Here is a 16,510-nt window from a genome sequence, read left to right on the forward strand (position 1 = left end):
TTAAAAACGAGGTGTTTTTATATGAGTTTGTTTAAAGGTTCAGGTGTTGCCATAGTTACTCCATTTAATGATCAAGGTGTAGATTTTAAAAAGCTAGAAGAATTGCTTGAATGGCACATAAAGTCTGGTACAGATGCAATTGTAGTATGTGGAACTACCGGTGAAGCTTCAACTATGAGTGAACAAGAAAGAAAAGAAACAATCAAATTTACAGTGGATGTAGTAAAGAAGAGAATTCCCGTAATAGCAGGTACTGGTACTAACAATACTGCTGCATCCATAAATATGAGTAAGTGGGCTGAAAGCATAGGTGTAGATGGACTTTTGGTTATAACTCCTTACTATAACAAAACTACACAAAAAGGTCTTGTTGAGCACTTTAAAGCTATAGCTACAAGTGTTAAGACTCCTATAATTATATACAATGTTCCTGGAAGAACAGGTATGAATATTGCCCCTAAAACTCTAAAGCAATTATGTGACTTCGATAATATAATAGCGATTAAAGAGGCTAGCGGTAATATAAGTCAAATTGCAGAATTTAAAGCTTTATGCGGTGACAGAATGGATATATACTCTGGAAATGATGATCAGATAATCCCTATCATGTCATTAGGTGGCGCTGGAGTTATCTCTGTACTTGCAAATATAATTCCAAAAGATGTTCATGACATGTGTGAGTTATATCTTTCTGGTAAAGTTAAAGAAGCCTTAAAAATACAATTGGATTCACTAGCTTTAACCAATGCATTATTCATTGAAACAAATCCTATACCTGTAAAAACTTCTATGAATTTATTAGGTATGAATGTAGGTAATTTAAGACTTCCATTATGTGATATGACTGATGCAAACTTAGAGGCTCTCAAGAAAGAAATGAAGAACTATGGACTTTTAAAGTAGCAGTCTAAAATATTAAAGTTGAGAATTAAGAATAAAATTGAGAATTAAGCTTAAATTTTATTTTCAATTCTCAATTTATTTAATTAATAGGAGGAATTTTAATGGTTAAAATTATATTAAGTGGATGCAATGGAAAAATGGGGAAAGTTATATCAGGATTAGTACCCAACTTTCCTGATTTAACCATAGTAGCTGGAATAGATAAAAACACTGTAACATCTAGTTTCCCTGTATTTTCAAATATATCTGAGTGTACAATTAATGCAGATGTAATTCTTGATTTTTCGAGACCAGATGCAGTTGAAGGTCTTATTAAATATGCTAAAGAGAAAAATATAGGAGTTGTTTTATGTACAACTGGATTTACCGATGATCAGTTACTAAAAATCACTGAGGCCTCTAAAGAGATACCAGTATTCCGCTCAGCTAATATGTCAATTGGTGTTAACGTCGTAAACAAAGTACTAAGAAATATTAGCGCATTATTGTATAGTAATTTCGACATAGAAATTATAGAAAAACATCATAATCAAAAAGTTGATGCCCCAAGTGGAACAGCTCTACTTCTTGCTAATACTATAAAGGATTCTATTCCAGAAGAGACTGAATTCGTTTATGGCAGAGAAGGTATTGCTAAAAGAAATCATAAAGAAATAGGAATCCATGCTATTAGAGGTGGAAGTATCGTTGGTGACCACGATGTTATCTTTGCTGGTCAAGGTGAAGTTATTGAAATTAGTCACAAAGCTATTTCTAGGGAAGTATTTGCTGTTGGTGCTCTAAAGGCTTGCCAATTTATGCATGGGAAAGAAAAAGGATTCTATTCAATGGATGACGTGGTTAAATAGATAAAAAAGTGGGAGTTTACATTCCCACTTTTTTTATCCAACTTTCCATTCTGTCAGCTGCTTCTCTTAACTGTTCCATACTATAAGCATAGGATATTCTCATATATCCTTCTCCACCTGCTCCAAAAGCAGAACCTGGAACTGCTGCAACTCTGGCTTCTTTTAGGAGTCTTTCACAGAATTCTTCGCTTTCCATGTTAAATTTCTTTATAGAAGGAAAAATATAAAAGGCTCCCATTGGTAGATTTGTTTCTAAGCCCATACTTATAAGTCTCTCGTATAAATAGTCTCTTCTCTTGATAAATTCTCTTTTCATATATTCTACATCTTCCATACAATTTTTAAGTCCCTCATAAGCTCCCCATTGAACGATGGAGGGTGCACAGGATACATTGTACTGATGAACCTTCATTATAGACTCCATGAGCCTATAATCGGCACATACGTAACCCAATCTAAGCCCAGTCATTGAGAACATCTTGGAAAATCCGCTTACAACTATTACTCTTTCTCTTATGTCCTCAAATTGTGCTATTGAGTAATAATTATCTACAAAGCAAAGAGCACTATATATTTCATCACTTATAACAATAATGTTGTTATCCTTGAGTATTCTATGTAATTTATTATTGTCTTCTTTGGATAAAATAGCTCCTGTAGGATTGCACGGATATGACACTACCATTACCTTAGGATTTTCTTCTTTGATTAATAATTCTAATTGCTCGAAATCAATAGAGAAATCCTCTTTTAAATTATAATTTACGATTTTACCTCCTAATAGCTTTACACAACTTTCATAAGCTGGGTAAGCTGGTGTAGGTATTAAAACCTTATCATTAGGGTTTAAGAGTGCTATAAAAACATCCATTAAACCTTCACTTCCACCTATTGTAAGACACACTTCATCTTCATGGTAGTTTATTTGTTGGTTCTTTAAGTATGTTGATATTTCTCTTCTAAGTTCCACAATTCCTGCATTTGAGGTATATGTAGTTTTATCACAGTTTATAGCATCTACCATTGCCTTTTTTATCTTATCAGGTACACTAAAATCTGGTTGACCTAATGTTAGGGAAATCGCATCTGGATATTTAATAACTTTATTAAAGAACTTTCTTATTCCTGAAATCTCTATACCCTGAACATTTTCGGAAACTATACTTTCCATATTATCTATCAATTTAATCTCACTCCTTATATAGTTCTTAAACTTATTATAGTAAAAATTAATTATTTTAATTATATATTTTTTCACTTTAAAGCGCTAGTATTTGAAAAGATAAAAAGGAGAGTTGAAGCTTTTCAATTCAACTCTCTTTTTCCTATATCAATTTAAACAAGTTTCTGATTCATTATATCTAGCAAATTCAATTTTTCAATTCTTGATTTTATCTCTTCCTTATCTATAGAATACGCTCCATTCTCCTGCATTCTCTTAAAATACTCTGAACCAGCAAAAGTATACCTATTTCTCCTTCCTTCCTTAGTCATCATTTTGTAATTTGCATAAGCTATAAGATCCCCAATAACTGTAGTCTTTGGTAAAACTAGAGGTGGCATTCCTAAAAGATATCTTACAGCATTATGCCCTGCTAAACTTCCTGTGCAGATAGCTTCTGTGTGTCCTACAAAAAGACCACCTTTTTCTCCACCACAGAATAAATTACTTATACCTTTTACTTTCATGTCATCTGTTCTTGGGGCTACTGAAAGGTATCTTATTGAGTTTCCTTTTCCTCCTGCATAAGGGTCAACATATTTTGCACCTTCTAGTCCTTTTATCTTTCTTAATTTGTCTAGAGGATAATAAGAAGTCATCAGCTTTACATGTCCTGTATCAAGCAATATTACATTCTCAGCAAATTCTTTTAAGGCATATTGTTGACAAACCTTTGCTTTTAATTTATCCATATTTACATCTTCTGGTGGAACCTTTAAAACTACAACTCCCTTTTCATTAAGTTCCTTTAACAACTCTTCATCTAAACTCTCCTTACATAATTTGCAAGAGCCACTCATTGCACCATATATATCATCTTCTCTTTCCCCCTGAAGATCATCAACCCCTGCTCTCATGCTTATGCTTACTCTTGGTCCAAAAGCTGGGCATCTTAGTACACACATGGAGCATCCATTGCCATACCTTAAACAGTTACCCATTGGCCCAGTTGATCCTGTTGTCTCTATAAATACATCCCCTTCTTGGTAAGTTCCATCAGCCATGTATAGACCTTTTATTGTGTCTCCTTCCCTTTTGATATCTATTACTCTAGCTATCATATTAATTTCAATTCCAATGCTCTTTAAGTATGCCTTAACCGCTGGCTCTATTTTATTTACATCATAAAGCCAAGCATGTTTATGCCCCGGAAAGTCTATATCCTTATGTCTTGAATTATTATCAGTAATATTTATTAAGTCTCCTGCCCCAAGTGCTATAAGTTCCTCGGCAGCAGTATATCTTCCGTTATTTCTCATTATGCCACCTACGTTTCCAAGACCCAATAACATATCAGTTTTCTCGAAAAGAGTTACTTGTGCTCCAGCCTTTTTAGCAGATATAGCTGCCGCACAACCGGCCCATCCACCACCTATTACTATTACCTTCATTTAATATCCTCCTTAATAAAATATTTATAAGAAACACTTACTTATTTATCAATCTTTTAGTAAAACCCTTAGTTTTCATTCAAATTAATCAACCGTCTATTATTAAAAAGTTTCCTACTCTAGTAGAAAACTTAACGTTAACAATTAATTGTATAGTCTAAATAAGTCTTCTCTCTTTAAATACATGTTTAGGATCTATTTGTACCTTACATAATTTTTTAACTACACGATTTTTGTATCTGGTACTACACGTTCCACATACACCTTCACCACAACACATCTTAGAATTATTACAGCATGAGAAGTTAATAGAATCTCCCACAAAATCCAGTAATTTGTAAATTAATATATCTGGTCCATCACAATGAACTAAATTTACACTTTCTACCTTCATAATTTGTTCTAACACTGTCTTAAATTCCTCTGCAAGCTCTCCTGAATCCAACATTTTACACTGTACCATTTCTGAATTGCACATATCAAAATATTCTTTTCCAAAAACGTTTTTAAAAGGCGTCTTATCTACTATGGAGATTACTTTGTTTCCGTTAGCGTACAATTTTTTTAATACTGGAATAGCTGGTGCAACACCTATTCCTCTTGATACAAGAATTGAAACTCCCTCCTTAGCTTTGTAAACATTTTTTAAACCTAAAACTCCATTCCAAAATGGTCCCCTTATTAACATTCTTTCATCTTCATTAAGCTTACATATAGACTTTGTTTTCGCTCCTCTTAACTCTATGGCTACTTTTAAGGTGTTTTCATCAGTATCGGCTTCCATTATTGAGATTGGGGTATCGAAATATGATGAGGTTTGTGGGTTTCTAATAAATATGAAGCTTCCTGGGTATATAAGTTCATGAACTAAGCTACGAGGGGCATTTATTGTAAAAACATATAATTTATCATCATAAACTTCTTTTTTCATTATCTTGCACAAATAATTTGCTCTACCACCTTTGGCTTTCTTGTTATTTAACATGTATTCCTGATACATGCAAACACCTTTCCAGTTAACGCAGTCACAAAAGGTCTTTCCAGAAAGTTGAGAACACAATATACAATCACCAGTTTCAGCCAAATGACAAGGACAGTAAGCACTTCCTCCATCAATACAATCCTTTATTTCATAGTCCATTTAACTACCTCCTTAAGCACTCTACTATTAGATTATTTTTTTATACATGATTTTGTTACTAAAATATATACTTTACCTCTTTAATTCACAAAATTTATTTATTATAATGTTATTATTAATTAAAATACTTAACTGAGGAGGTTCTATAAATGAACTACAATTTAACTGACCCATATGAAATTGCAAGATACATAAAAGAAGCTCAAAAATCTACTCCTGTTAAGGTATATCTTAAAGGTGATATATCAGAATGTGATTTAGGAAATATAGAAAGTTACGAAGGAGCTAATTTCTATATACTTTTTGGCGAATCAGATGAGATGTCAAAATTCTTAGATGATAATAAAGATAAAATCAGACATTTTAGAATTGAATATGATAGAAGAAATTCTGCAATTCCACTTGTTGATGTAACAAAGATAGATGCAAGAATTGAACCAGGTGCTATTATAAGAGATAAAGTTAAGATAGGAAAAAATGCTGTTATCATGATGGGTGCTGTTGTAAATATCGGTGCTGAGATTGGCGAAGGTACTATGGTAGATATGAATGCTGTTGTTGGTGCAAGAGGTATACTTGGTAAGAGAGTTCACCTTGGAGCTGGTGCAGTAGTCGCTGGAGTTTTAGAACCACCAAGCAAATCTCCTTGTGAAATTGGAGATGATGTTTTAATAGGTGCAAATGCAGTTATCCTCGAGGGTGTGAAGGTTGGTAGAGGATCTGTTGTAGCAGCGGGTTCTGTTGTAGTAACAGATGTGCCTGATGACGTAGTAGTTGCTGGAACTCCTGCTAAGATAATAAAAAAGGTAGATGATAAGACAAAGGATAAAACTCAGATACTAGATGATCTAAGAAAATAATATAATTATAGGAGTCTATCTTAAAAGTAAAACAAATGCAGCAAATTGTTTATTAATAATATAGTTATATTCAATGAAAGCACTATCAATATTGTCGAAACTCAATAATATTGATAGTGCTAGTTATTGATTATAAGAGTTTAGTACTAAAATCTTAATTAAATTTTATTTTATAACTAAGATATTTGCTTATCCTCAACGCTTTCTTGGTTTGCTAACATATTATTCTCTTCTGTTATCTCAGAGAAGTCATCATAATAACTATCTTCTTCTGGGCATTCATTTTTATCTCCACTAACTCTTTCCATTTTAGAAATTGAAACTTCATAAGCAACCTTTTTAATTACATCTGTATCTGAAACCTTTTTTTGATATTCCCTACTTTGTAATCTTCCCCATACTCTAATATTGTCACCAACTTTTAAGTCCTTACAAAACCTTGAGTTTCTTCCCCAAGCAATAGTTGGTATGTAGTCTGATTTATTATACGCTCTGTTTACCGCAAGGAGCATATCTGAAATTTCCCTTCCAAAAGGGGTTGTCCTATAAACAGGTTCTTTACATATAAAACCATCTAAAAATATTTGATTTGGATTTTTACTTCTCTCCTCACAAACACTTATATTACGTGCAAAGACTGTTAATATTAATCTGTTAGCTCCTTCTACAAACTTGTTATAAGACCTTAATTGGCCCTCTACTACAACCTGAGAACCAATTTTAATATCCATTCCGCCAATTAACCTCTCTGAAATTGTAACAAAAAGGGCATCTTTAGCGTCACTTAGTCTTGGCACCTCAATATAAAAATTATAAAATCCCTCTCCATACATTTCATGGCTAAATTGTAATTCCGATAATATTTCCCCCTCAAGATAAATCTTATTATTTAGCATTAAATTATCCATCGTAACCCCTCTTTCCCTTAGTTTTTAAATTATCTTATCACCATATAATTATTCGAAGAATACTGAAAATATACTAATAAAACTAAATTAAAATATTTAACTAAAAATTGTTAACTTTCTATCTTTACCAATGATGCTTATGTTTTTTCTTTCTATCAACCCTATTGTGACTGCAACCATAGCTGCGTATATCTCATCGTTACCATTAAATCTCATGTTAACTGGAAGTTCTTGCGCCTCAAGTACACCTGAAGAATTACTGTTAATATCTCTCTGTAAACAATATACAAAGCTATTATTATCCTCCATACTTGAAACTGTAACTGTATTTTTACTTCCCAACCCGTAAGTAATTAGGTTTCCATATATATTAATATTGTTATTTCTAAAATTCACTAAATCCATGTTAACTAAGCAATAGTCTCCATTTATTAATATATCCTTTATACTACTATTAGAGTTAAATACTACATAATCATAATTATTTTCGTTTTTTACAGCATACTTTGTAAAAAATTTAACTTCAACATCTACTAATCTAAGAGTTTTTAACAAATATGAACAAAAAGCTTTATTCCCACCAATAACTGCTATTTTTATCATCTTTTTTACCTCCTGAAAAAGTAATTTATTAAAATTATTTTAAGCAAGAGATAGTTTTTTATACCACATCATTTGTTATCAAGTAATATATGCAATTTAAACCCATTCTATTTCCATTATAATACAAATCGTCTATATGTTTCAATAACTCTTCTTATTACATCTAATTAAATAATAAATAAATTATAATATTAACAAAATTAAACTTATTTTATAAGCTAAAAGCTCACTGCATATCTAATTAGAAATTTGCTTCCCTGAAGGATCAATATGATAATTATCTTTGTAAATTAGATCACCTGTTTTTACAAATTGGTAGCCTGCATTTTGGAACTTCTCTATAATTCTAGGAAGGTTTTCAGGTGTATACTTTGCATTATTGTGAAATAGTAAAATTGATCCAGGTTTTGTATTCTTTATGATTCTGTTGTACTCTATATCTGCCCCTTGCTCTTTCCAATCTATACTGTCCACATCCCATTGTACGCAGTAGTGACCAGTTTCATTGACTGTTTGTACTACTAGGTCGTTATATGAACCTTCAGGGCATCTAAAAAGCTTTGTCCCCTCACCTGTTATTTGTCTAATTTTTGCATCATTAATATCTATATCCTGAATAATTTTTTCTCTACTTAACTTCGTCATATCCGGATGCTTATTAGAATGATTTCCTATTTCATGACCCCTATTATAGATTTCCTTTAATCTATCAGGATATTGATCTATCCATCCACCTACAATAAAAAATGTGGCCTTAACATTATATTTATCAAGTGTCTCTAAAATTTTTTCAGTATTATCGTTTCCCCAACTTACGTCAAAACTTAGTGAAATTTTCTTATCTTTTGTATCTACATTATAAATAGGCAGCTTTCTATCTACTCTCAAGAATGCACTGGTGTCCCTATAATTCATAAAAATAGATGCAGCAACACCTATAAAAAGGAAAATGCATACTAATAAAACTTTTTTTTGTATTCTTAGTTTCAAGTTCTTCCCCCCAAAATATATTTCTTCCCATAAACTTATATAGTATTTTTTATCAATAAATATTACATAATTTAAATAATTTTCAGGTAATATTTTACTTACAATTCTTACTTAGTTTCATTTTAATAATTATATAATAATCTCTTTATATAATTGCTAAGTACTAAAATTAAAAATAATAGGCCAAATAAAAAAATTTCTCCTTTTTCTGCTTTATTTATTTTAATGTATTTTATGTTATAATATAAAATATAATTAATATAAATCACTTAACCTCATATTTAGAAATTTCTTATATGAAGTTAAGTAATTTATAATTAATACATAACAACTATTGATTACTTTAATAGGTGCTTATACTTATAAATTTAGTAGTTTATTGTAGGGGGAGGATATATAATGTTTGAAGATACACTGGAATTAGCAGAAAATAAATTGTTGCTTCTTTACATATTTGATAAAATCAAGTTTCCTGTTTCGAATAACCAAGTAACAGAAATTATTTTAGAGAATAACTTTATAAATTACTTTACTCTTCAGCAATATTTAAACGAGTTAATTTCCTCTAATTTCTTAAAACATATAAGTGAATCAGGCACTCACAGATTTTTAATAACAGACAAAGGTATTAAAGTTCTATCTTTATTTAAAAATAGAATCTCTAATACTAAAATTGAGACAGTAGATACCTATTTGCAAAAGAAAATAAACAATATAAAAAAAGAAGTTACTGTAATAGCTGACTATACTATAGAGCAAAATAATAATTTCATTGTTAACTTAAAAGCTGTTGAAAATGATTCAATGCTTATAGATATTAAGATAAATGTAGGTTCCAACAAACAAGCAAAAAACTTATGTGAGAAATGGAGAAATAATTGTTCTGACTTATACGGCAAAATTATCCAATTATTAATAAATGAATAAATTAGATTAAAACCATACCTGTAGGTTCTCCTCCTATAGGTATATATTTTTTATCTTCATTTTTGATATTTACTTTTATTAGTAAGTTATTATAGTTATCTCCTACATAAATATTTTCACCAAATTTCATTACTCCTCTTGGCATCCCACCAACAATTATTTTTTTATTCTCCTTATAATTGTTTATATCTAATATACTGATTGTTCCATCACCAAAGTTAGATACAAAACAATACCGTTCATTACAACACATATCTATAGGCGAGTTCCCCGCAGCTATTCTATTAATAACCTTAAAGCTTTTTAATGATACTATAGCTATACTGCCTCTAAAGTCTGACCCTATATTACTTTCGCACACCAAGGCATGCTGCCCGTCTACTGCAAAAAGTGCTTTAGTAGGATATGCTCCTACTCTTATAGTCTTAATATTTTCATTATTAATGCAATCAATTAATGTTATACTATCCTCTTCCATGTTTGATACCATTAAAAGCTTCTTTTCTTTGTTTAAACATATACTATGTGGTAAATTTCCACATGGTATCTCTTCGATAACTTTATTTTCTACAATATCAAAAACCACCAAACTATTGAGATCCCCACATATTATATATGCATTATTTTCCCAAACTACCACATCATTACAATGTACGCCTATATAATAGCTGCTCTCTTCTACTTGTTTTAATATATCTACTACAGATATACTATTGCTATAATTATTAGCTACTATTATCTTATTATTATTTACACATACACCATGGGGTCCTACTCTATCATTCATATTATTTGATTTTAAAAAAATTCTATTTTCTTCAACAAAATTGCTTAGCTTGACCTTCGAGATAAAGTCAGACGAAGTGTTGCATACATACAAGTAGCTCAACATTATCACCCCCTTACAAATATAATATGAATATCTTTTAAAATGGGTAATAATAATTATCAAAGAATTTTTAGGTTTTATGTGGCGTAAATTATTTATCCGATAATACCTATTGAAAATTAATCATTATTATTTATTATTTGAATTTCACGTAAAAATTTTTAATAAGTGCTTTTAGAAATATATTTAGTAAACTTGAGTAATTACAACATATTTTATATAATATTTATGTTCACCCAAAAATTACACATAAGGTAGGTGTTTTTATGTATATTTACTCAACTAACGGTGTTTGTTCTAAGGAAATAAACTTTGACATTATTGATAATAAAATCTCTAATGTTAAATTTATTGGAGGTTGTGAGGGTAATCTTAATGGATTATCACAACTTCTTGAAGGTATGGAAGTAGATGATGCCATAAAAAAATTAAAAGGTATAGATTGTGATGGGAAAGGTACTTCTTGTCCAGATCAATTTGTAACTGCTCTAGAAGACTTAGTTGTAAATGATAAGTAAAGCTGAATATACTCTTATTGGACATGCTATTATTTAATACAGGACTTTTGTAAAAATTAAAGGGTATAATTCGTATCGAGAATTACACCCTTTAGAATTATGAATTTTTTATAATCTTCCTCATATCTCCAATCATATATAAAGAACCAGATATCAATAAAAGATCCTCCTCAGTACAGTATGAATGTGCTAATTTATATGCGTCCTCATAGCTATTCATTGCCTTGCACTTCCCACCATACCTTTCTATTTCATTCTTAAGCTCTTCAGCACTTTCTGCCCTATAGCTATTAGGGGTTACTGCAATCACTCTATCAGCTAAAGGAATAATTGTGGATATCATTTTATCTACTTCCTTGTCTGCTAGTATCCCAAGTATCAAAATCATCTTATTATACCTAAAATATTCTTCTACGTTTTCCTTTAACTTTTTAATACCATCTATATTATGTGCACCATCTATTACAACTAGTGGATTGTTTTTCATTACTTCAAGTCTTCCAATCCATTTTACTTTCTTTAAAGCATCTAATATATGCTCTTTTTCTATTTTTATACCTTGTTTTATTAATTCTTCTACTGTAATAACTGCCGTAGCGCAATTTAAAAGTTGATGCTTTCCTAAAAGCGATAGTTTTATATCGTAATTGTTTTTATCTGTTTTTAGACTAAAGTTTTGTGTGTAGTCTAAAGTATTTCTATGTATCTTATCATTAGGAAACTCTTTACGTTCTACTGAGTTGCTTGTTACCTTTATTAATTTGCATCCTCTTTCAAAGCATACTTCTTCTATAACCTTTTCCGCTTCAGCCTCTTGAGGATACACAATTACAGGAACTCCACTCTTTATTATACCTGCCTTTTCATGTGAGATCTTTTCTAAAGAATCACCTAAAATCTGCATGTGATCATAACTTATAGAAGTAATTACGCTTGCAACTACTCCACCACCTAATTCTCTAGAATAAGGCTCCATTACATTAGTAGAATCAAGCTTTCCCCCTAACCCTACTTCAACCACTGCAAAATCGACATTGTTCTTGTGAAAATAACAAAACATTGTACATGTTATTATCTCAAACTCTGTTGGATGGTCGTATCCTAATTCTATAACTTTATCTACAGCCTTAGACACCTCTGTAACAGCATCGCTTAAGTCATTCTTAGAAATATTTTCTCCATTTATTTGAATCCTCTCTTCGAATACCTCAAGGAAAGGTGAAGTGTACATACCAACTTTAAAACCAGCCTCCATTAGTATCCTTGTAATCATAGCTGTAGTCGATCCTTTACCATTAGTGCCAGCTATATGTATAGACTTAATTTTTTTATGTGGATCATCTAAAAGTTCTAATATTTTTTTAGTTCTCTCTAACCCAAAATTCATTCCAAACTTAGCTGTATTTGTTATATAATCAATAGCTTGTTCATAATTCACAAATCCCACATCCCCGCTTTTTTCCTTTATTCTACCAAAAATCAAGTATTAAATCAAATTAGAAAGAATAAAAATAGCCCTAAGAATTTACTCAACTCTTAGGGCCATCTTATTATTTATTTTAAACTTTCTAATCTTACAAGAACTGCTTGAAGCATTTCTTTATACTTCTCACCTTTTGCTTTTTCTTCTTCAACAACTTCTTTAGGTGCTTTAGCTACAAATCTTTCATTTGCTAGCTTTTTCTCCACTCTATCTATTTCTTTTTCCAATTTTTCTTTTTCTTTATTTAATCTTTCTAGTTCTTTCTCTAAATCTACCAAGTCAAGTAATGGCATGAACATTTCTGCTCCTCTTGTAACTACGGAAACAACATTTTCTGGCGTACTTTCTTTATTACTTAGGAATTCTACTTCACTTGCTGATGCAAGTTTTTGGAAGTAAGTTACTCCATTTTTAAATGCTTCTAATGCTTCGCTTTCAGTTACGTAAGCTAATACCTTAGCCTTTCTTGAAGGAGGTACATTCATTTCTATTCTTACATTTCTTAGAGATTTGATAGCCTCTATTACATAATCCATATCCTTTTCTGACTTTTCATCATGTAGAGTTTCTTCATATTCAGGCCATTTTGATATAGCGATATATTCATACTCAGTATATAAATGAGTATATATTTCTTCTGTTATAAATGGCATTATTGGATGTAATAATTGTAAGCTTGTAGTTAAAACTTTATTTAGTACATTAAAGGCAACTCCCTTAGCTTCTTCGTCTTCTCCATACATAACTGGCTTAACTAGCTCAATATACCAGTCACAGAATTCTCCCCATATAAAGTCATATACTTTTTGTGATGCGATTCCTAATTCAAACTTTTCTATATTGTCCGTTACTTCTTTTACAAGAGTGTTCATTCTAGATAAAATCCACTTATCTGCACCACTGTAGTTTTTACAATCCTTATACTTATTCATTACTTCTTCATCTAAATTCATAAGAACAAATCTTGATGCATTCCATATTTTATTTGCAAAGTTTCTAGCAGATTCAACTCTTTCAGGATAATATCTTATGTCATTTCCTGGAGCGTTTCCTGTTATAAGAGTAAATCTTAATGCATCTGCTCCATATTGTTCTATTACATCAAGCGGGTCAACACCATTACCTAATGATTTTGACATCTTTCTTCCTTCAGAGTCTCTTACTATTCCATGAATTAGTACATTTTCAAATGGTATTTCATCTGTACAATAAAGTCCTGAGAATATCATTCTTGCAACCCAGAAGAATATTATATCGTATCCAGTAACTAATGTACTGTTAGGATAAAAATACTTAAAGTCTGGTGTTTTATCTGGCCAACCAAGAGTTGAGAAAGGCCATAATGCTGAGCTAAACCAAGTATCTAATACATCCTTATCTTGCACTAATTTATCGCCGCTACACTTACCACAGCTAGTTGGTTCATCAACAGATACTATAACTTCTCCACAATCCTTACAGTACCAAACCGGAATTCTATGTCCCCACCATAGCTGTCTTGAAATACACCAATCTTGGATATTTTCCATCCAGTTAAAATATGTTTTTTCAAATCTCTCAGGTACAAACTTAACTTTCTTACTTCTAACAACTTCCAAAGCTGGTTCTGCTAAAGGCTGCATCTTTACAAACCATTGCTTTGATATAATAGGCTCAATAGTTGTGTTACATCTATCATGGCATCCTACATTGTGAGTATGATCTTTAGTCTTTACTAGGGAGCCTTCATTTTCTAAATCCTTAACTATAAGTTTTCTTGCGTCATATCTATCTAATCCGTCATACTTAGTTCCTGGGAAGTTCATTCTTCCATCTTCATGCATAACATTAAGCTCTGGTAGATTGTGTCTCTTACCTACTAGATAATCATTAGGATCATGAGCTGGAGTTATTTTAACTGCTCCTGTTCCAAATTCTACGTCTACATAGTCATCTGCTATTATTGGAATTTCCCTATTAACAAGTGGAAGCATTATAGTCTTTCCAACTAAATGAGCATATCTTTCATCACTTGGGTTAACCGCAACGGCAGTATCTCCAAGCATTGTTTCTGGTCTAGTAGTAGCTATTTCTAAATGTTCATCAGTTCCTACTACTGGATATTTAATATGCCAGAAGTGCCCTGCTTGCTCACTATATTCAATTTCAGCATCTGATAGAGCTGTTTGGCATTTTGGGCACCAATTTATTATTCTGTTTCCTTGATAAATTAACCCGTCATTATATAATCTTACAAAGAATTCCCTAACGGCTCTGTTAGCCTTTTCTTCCATAGTAAAACACTCTCTTGTTGAATCTACTGAACAACCTAGTTGTTTTACTTGATCCATTATTCTTCCTCTATATTCATCAGCCCATTCCCAAACCTTTTCTAGGAATGCTTCTCTTCCCATTTCCTTCTTCTTAAGACCTTGTTTTAAAAGCTCATTTTCAACCTTAACTTCTGTAGCTATACTTGCATGGTCCTGTCCTGGAAGCCATAAAGTGCTGTATCCCTGCATTCTTTTTGTTCTTATAATTACATCTTGAATAGTATCATCAAGTGCATGACCTAGATGAAGTTTTCCAGTGATATTTGGTGGAGGTAATACTATTGTATATGGAGTCTTATTTTCATCTACCTCTGGAGTAAAGTAACCTTTTCCCTCCCAAGTCTTATAAATTCTACTTTCAAATTCTTTTGGACTGTACGTAGTAGCCATTTCTTTTTTTTCTGACATTATGATTCCTCCTTAGATTTTGTTATATATTTTTGTATCTTGCCATTATATATTCATCTGCATACTTACCATTTCTGATAGCAGCATATTTTCTAGTTCCCTCAACTTCAAATCCAAAACTTTTATAAAGGTTTATAGCTTTTTCATTATCTGTAAATACTCCTAATTCAACCCTAACAAGCATGAGCCAGTTATCAGCTAGATCAAGAATTTTACTCATTAAGGACTTACCTACTCCTTTTCCTTGGTAATCCTTATGTACCATAATTCCAAGAGATGCCGTGTGCCTTGTTCTAGGATTTCTATTTATATTAAGTCCTATAACCCCTATGACTTTCTTACCGTCATGATCACTTATCTCAGCTACAAGCAAATGATCATGTTCACTTAAACTGTTTATAAATGCTTCAGATTGTGATATTCTTTCACTAACTATTCCTAGAATATTTTCCTTTACCCCATCTGATCTTCTTAATTCATTTACCTCTCTAGCATCTCTTAATTCTATTGGTCTTACAATGATTTCCATTTAGCTCTCCCCCTTTATGCATATCATAGAAAGCAAAAAGAGCCTTCATCCTATAAAAGGACGAAGACCCGCGTTACCACCTTTTTTCCTGCAAGACTACAGGCTCTTAATACAATTAACGGTTAAGAAAACCGTCTTTACTTACTAAAATTTTCAGCAAAGAAGCTCCAAAGCTACCTTCGAAGTGGTCCATATAGAAAGTCTCTCAGCTAATAAACTTTCCTCTCTTAATACTTTACTACTTCTACTCCTCTTTTTCACAGCTATTATAATAATATTTAACTATTAAATATTATTATAACGTTAATTGTTAAACTGTCAAGATATTTAATGAAGATTTTATTTTGAAAAATAAGATTATTATTGCTATTAATCGTATTAAAAATCGTCTTTAAAATCACCTTCCAGTTATTAATTCTATAAGATTTTTTTAATAAAATAAATACAAATTAATTTTTTAAGTAGGCTTTATTTTAAAGAGTTGATATTATAATAAAACCACCGACTAATCTGGTGATTTTGTACAATATAAGAATGTATCTAAATATTATTTTTTATAAGCTTCAGTTTGATAAAGA

General features: G+C 31.3%; 15 protein-coding genes and 1 other annotated feature. Of the genes, 5 read left to right on the plus strand and 10 right to left on the minus strand.

Annotation, left to right across the window (positions count from 1 at the left end; all coding sequences use genetic code 11):
* Positions 1–21 precede the first annotated feature (21 nt).
* Together dapA and dapB are read left to right on the plus strand one after the other, a co-directional pair.
* The gene (dapA, locus tag AC0N0V_RS20885; protein ID WP_474460780.1) at positions 22–903 is read left to right on the plus strand and encodes a 4-hydroxy-tetrahydrodipicolinate synthase; all 882 of its coding nucleotides are present in this window, start codon (positions 22–24) and stop codon (positions 901–903) included.
* A gap of 101 nt (positions 904–1,004) precedes the next feature.
* Positions 1,005–1,751 carry a 4-hydroxy-tetrahydrodipicolinate reductase gene (gene dapB / locus AC0N0V_RS20890; RefSeq protein ID WP_474460783.1) on the plus strand — a complete coding sequence of 249 codons (747 nt, stop codon included), beginning with the start codon at positions 1,005–1,007 and terminating at the stop codon, positions 1,749–1,751.
* A gap of 16 nt (positions 1,752–1,767) precedes the next feature.
* Here the strand turns inward: dapB and AC0N0V_RS20895 are convergent, their stop codons facing one another.
* From AC0N0V_RS20895 to AC0N0V_RS20905, 3 genes are all read right to left on the minus strand, one after another.
* Positions 1,768–2,922: a pyridoxal phosphate-dependent aminotransferase gene (locus AC0N0V_RS20895; RefSeq protein ID WP_474464602.1), complete on the minus strand. Its 1,155-nt coding sequence runs from the start codon at positions 2,920–2,922 to the stop codon at positions 1,768–1,770.
* Between the two features lie 164 nt (positions 2,923–3,086).
* Positions 3,087–4,364 carry an FAD-dependent oxidoreductase gene (locus AC0N0V_RS20900; protein WP_474460784.1) on the minus strand — a complete coding sequence of 426 codons (1,278 nt, stop codon included), beginning with the start codon at positions 4,362–4,364 and terminating at the stop codon, positions 3,087–3,089.
* Between the two features lie 157 nt (positions 4,365–4,521).
* Positions 4,522–5,505 (minus strand): sulfide/dihydroorotate dehydrogenase-like FAD/NAD-binding protein, encoded by a 984-nt coding sequence (locus AC0N0V_RS20905; RefSeq protein ID WP_474460785.1) that lies wholly within the window; start codon positions 5,503–5,505, stop codon positions 4,522–4,524.
* 149 nt (positions 5,506–5,654) lie between these two features.
* Between AC0N0V_RS20905 and dapD the strand changes: the two genes are divergently transcribed.
* On the plus strand, positions 5,655–6,365 hold the full coding sequence (gene dapD, locus AC0N0V_RS20910; protein WP_474460787.1) for a 2,3,4,5-tetrahydropyridine-2,6-dicarboxylate N-acetyltransferase: 711 nt from the start codon (positions 5,655–5,657) through the stop codon (positions 6,363–6,365).
* Between the two features lie 176 nt (positions 6,366–6,541).
* Here dapD and AC0N0V_RS20915 read toward each other — a convergent pair whose 3' ends face one another.
* The 3 genes from AC0N0V_RS20915 to pdaB all read right to left on the minus strand — a co-directional run bounded on the left by AC0N0V_RS20915 (position 6,542) and on the right by pdaB (position 8,866).
* Positions 6,542–7,273: a single-stranded DNA-binding protein gene (locus AC0N0V_RS20915; RefSeq protein ID WP_474460788.1), complete on the minus strand. Its 732-nt coding sequence runs from the start codon at positions 7,271–7,273 to the stop codon at positions 6,542–6,544.
* A 96-nt stretch (positions 7,274–7,369) separates the two neighbouring features.
* Complete coding sequence (locus AC0N0V_RS20920; protein WP_474460790.1) at positions 7,370–7,876, minus strand: hypothetical protein; 507 nt, start codon at positions 7,874–7,876, stop codon at positions 7,370–7,372.
* Between the two features lie 237 nt (positions 7,877–8,113).
* Positions 8,114–8,866 carry a polysaccharide deacetylase family sporulation protein PdaB gene (gene pdaB / locus AC0N0V_RS20925; protein WP_474460791.1) on the minus strand — a complete coding sequence of 251 codons (753 nt, stop codon included), beginning with the start codon at positions 8,864–8,866 and terminating at the stop codon, positions 8,114–8,116.
* A gap of 399 nt (positions 8,867–9,265) precedes the next feature.
* Between pdaB and AC0N0V_RS20930 the strand changes: the two genes are divergently transcribed.
* Positions 9,266–9,793 (plus strand): DUF4364 family protein, encoded by a 528-nt coding sequence (locus AC0N0V_RS20930; RefSeq protein ID WP_474460792.1) that lies wholly within the window; start codon positions 9,266–9,268, stop codon positions 9,791–9,793.
* Position 9,794: 1 nt separating this feature from the next.
* On the opposite strand, the gene AC0N0V_RS20935 is transcribed toward AC0N0V_RS20930, so the two are convergent.
* Positions 9,795–10,682: a YncE family protein gene (locus AC0N0V_RS20935; protein ID WP_474464603.1), complete on the minus strand. Its 888-nt coding sequence runs from the start codon at positions 10,680–10,682 to the stop codon at positions 9,795–9,797.
* Between the two features lie 266 nt (positions 10,683–10,948).
* Here AC0N0V_RS20935 and AC0N0V_RS20940 point away from each other — a divergent pair, with 266 nt between their 5' ends.
* Positions 10,949–11,200: a TIGR03905 family TSCPD domain-containing protein gene (locus AC0N0V_RS20940; RefSeq protein ID WP_474460793.1), complete on the plus strand. Its 252-nt coding sequence runs from the start codon at positions 10,949–10,951 to the stop codon at positions 11,198–11,200.
* A 97-nt stretch (positions 11,201–11,297) separates the two neighbouring features.
* Here the strand turns inward: AC0N0V_RS20940 and AC0N0V_RS20945 are convergent, their stop codons facing one another.
* From AC0N0V_RS20945 to AC0N0V_RS20955, 3 genes are all read right to left on the minus strand, one after another.
* A complete protein-coding gene (locus AC0N0V_RS20945) occupies positions 11,298–12,638 on the minus strand; it encodes a bifunctional folylpolyglutamate synthase/dihydrofolate synthase (RefSeq protein WP_474460794.1) in 1,341 nt (446 codons plus the stop codon).
* 116 nt (positions 12,639–12,754) lie between these two features.
* On the minus strand, positions 12,755–15,403 hold the full coding sequence (locus tag AC0N0V_RS20950; RefSeq protein WP_474460795.1) for a valine--tRNA ligase: 2,649 nt from the start codon (positions 15,401–15,403) through the stop codon (positions 12,755–12,757).
* 22 nt (positions 15,404–15,425) lie between these two features.
* Positions 15,426–15,932, minus strand: coding sequence for a GNAT family N-acetyltransferase (locus AC0N0V_RS20955; RefSeq protein ID WP_474460796.1), 507 nt, complete (start codon positions 15,930–15,932; stop codon positions 15,426–15,428).
* Between the two features lie 53 nt (positions 15,933–15,985).
* Positions 15,986–16,202: a binding site (T-box leader), on the minus strand.
* Positions 16,203–16,510 lie beyond the last annotated feature (308 nt).

It is taken from the genome of Clostridium sp. CS1-1 (assembly GCF_056135525.1).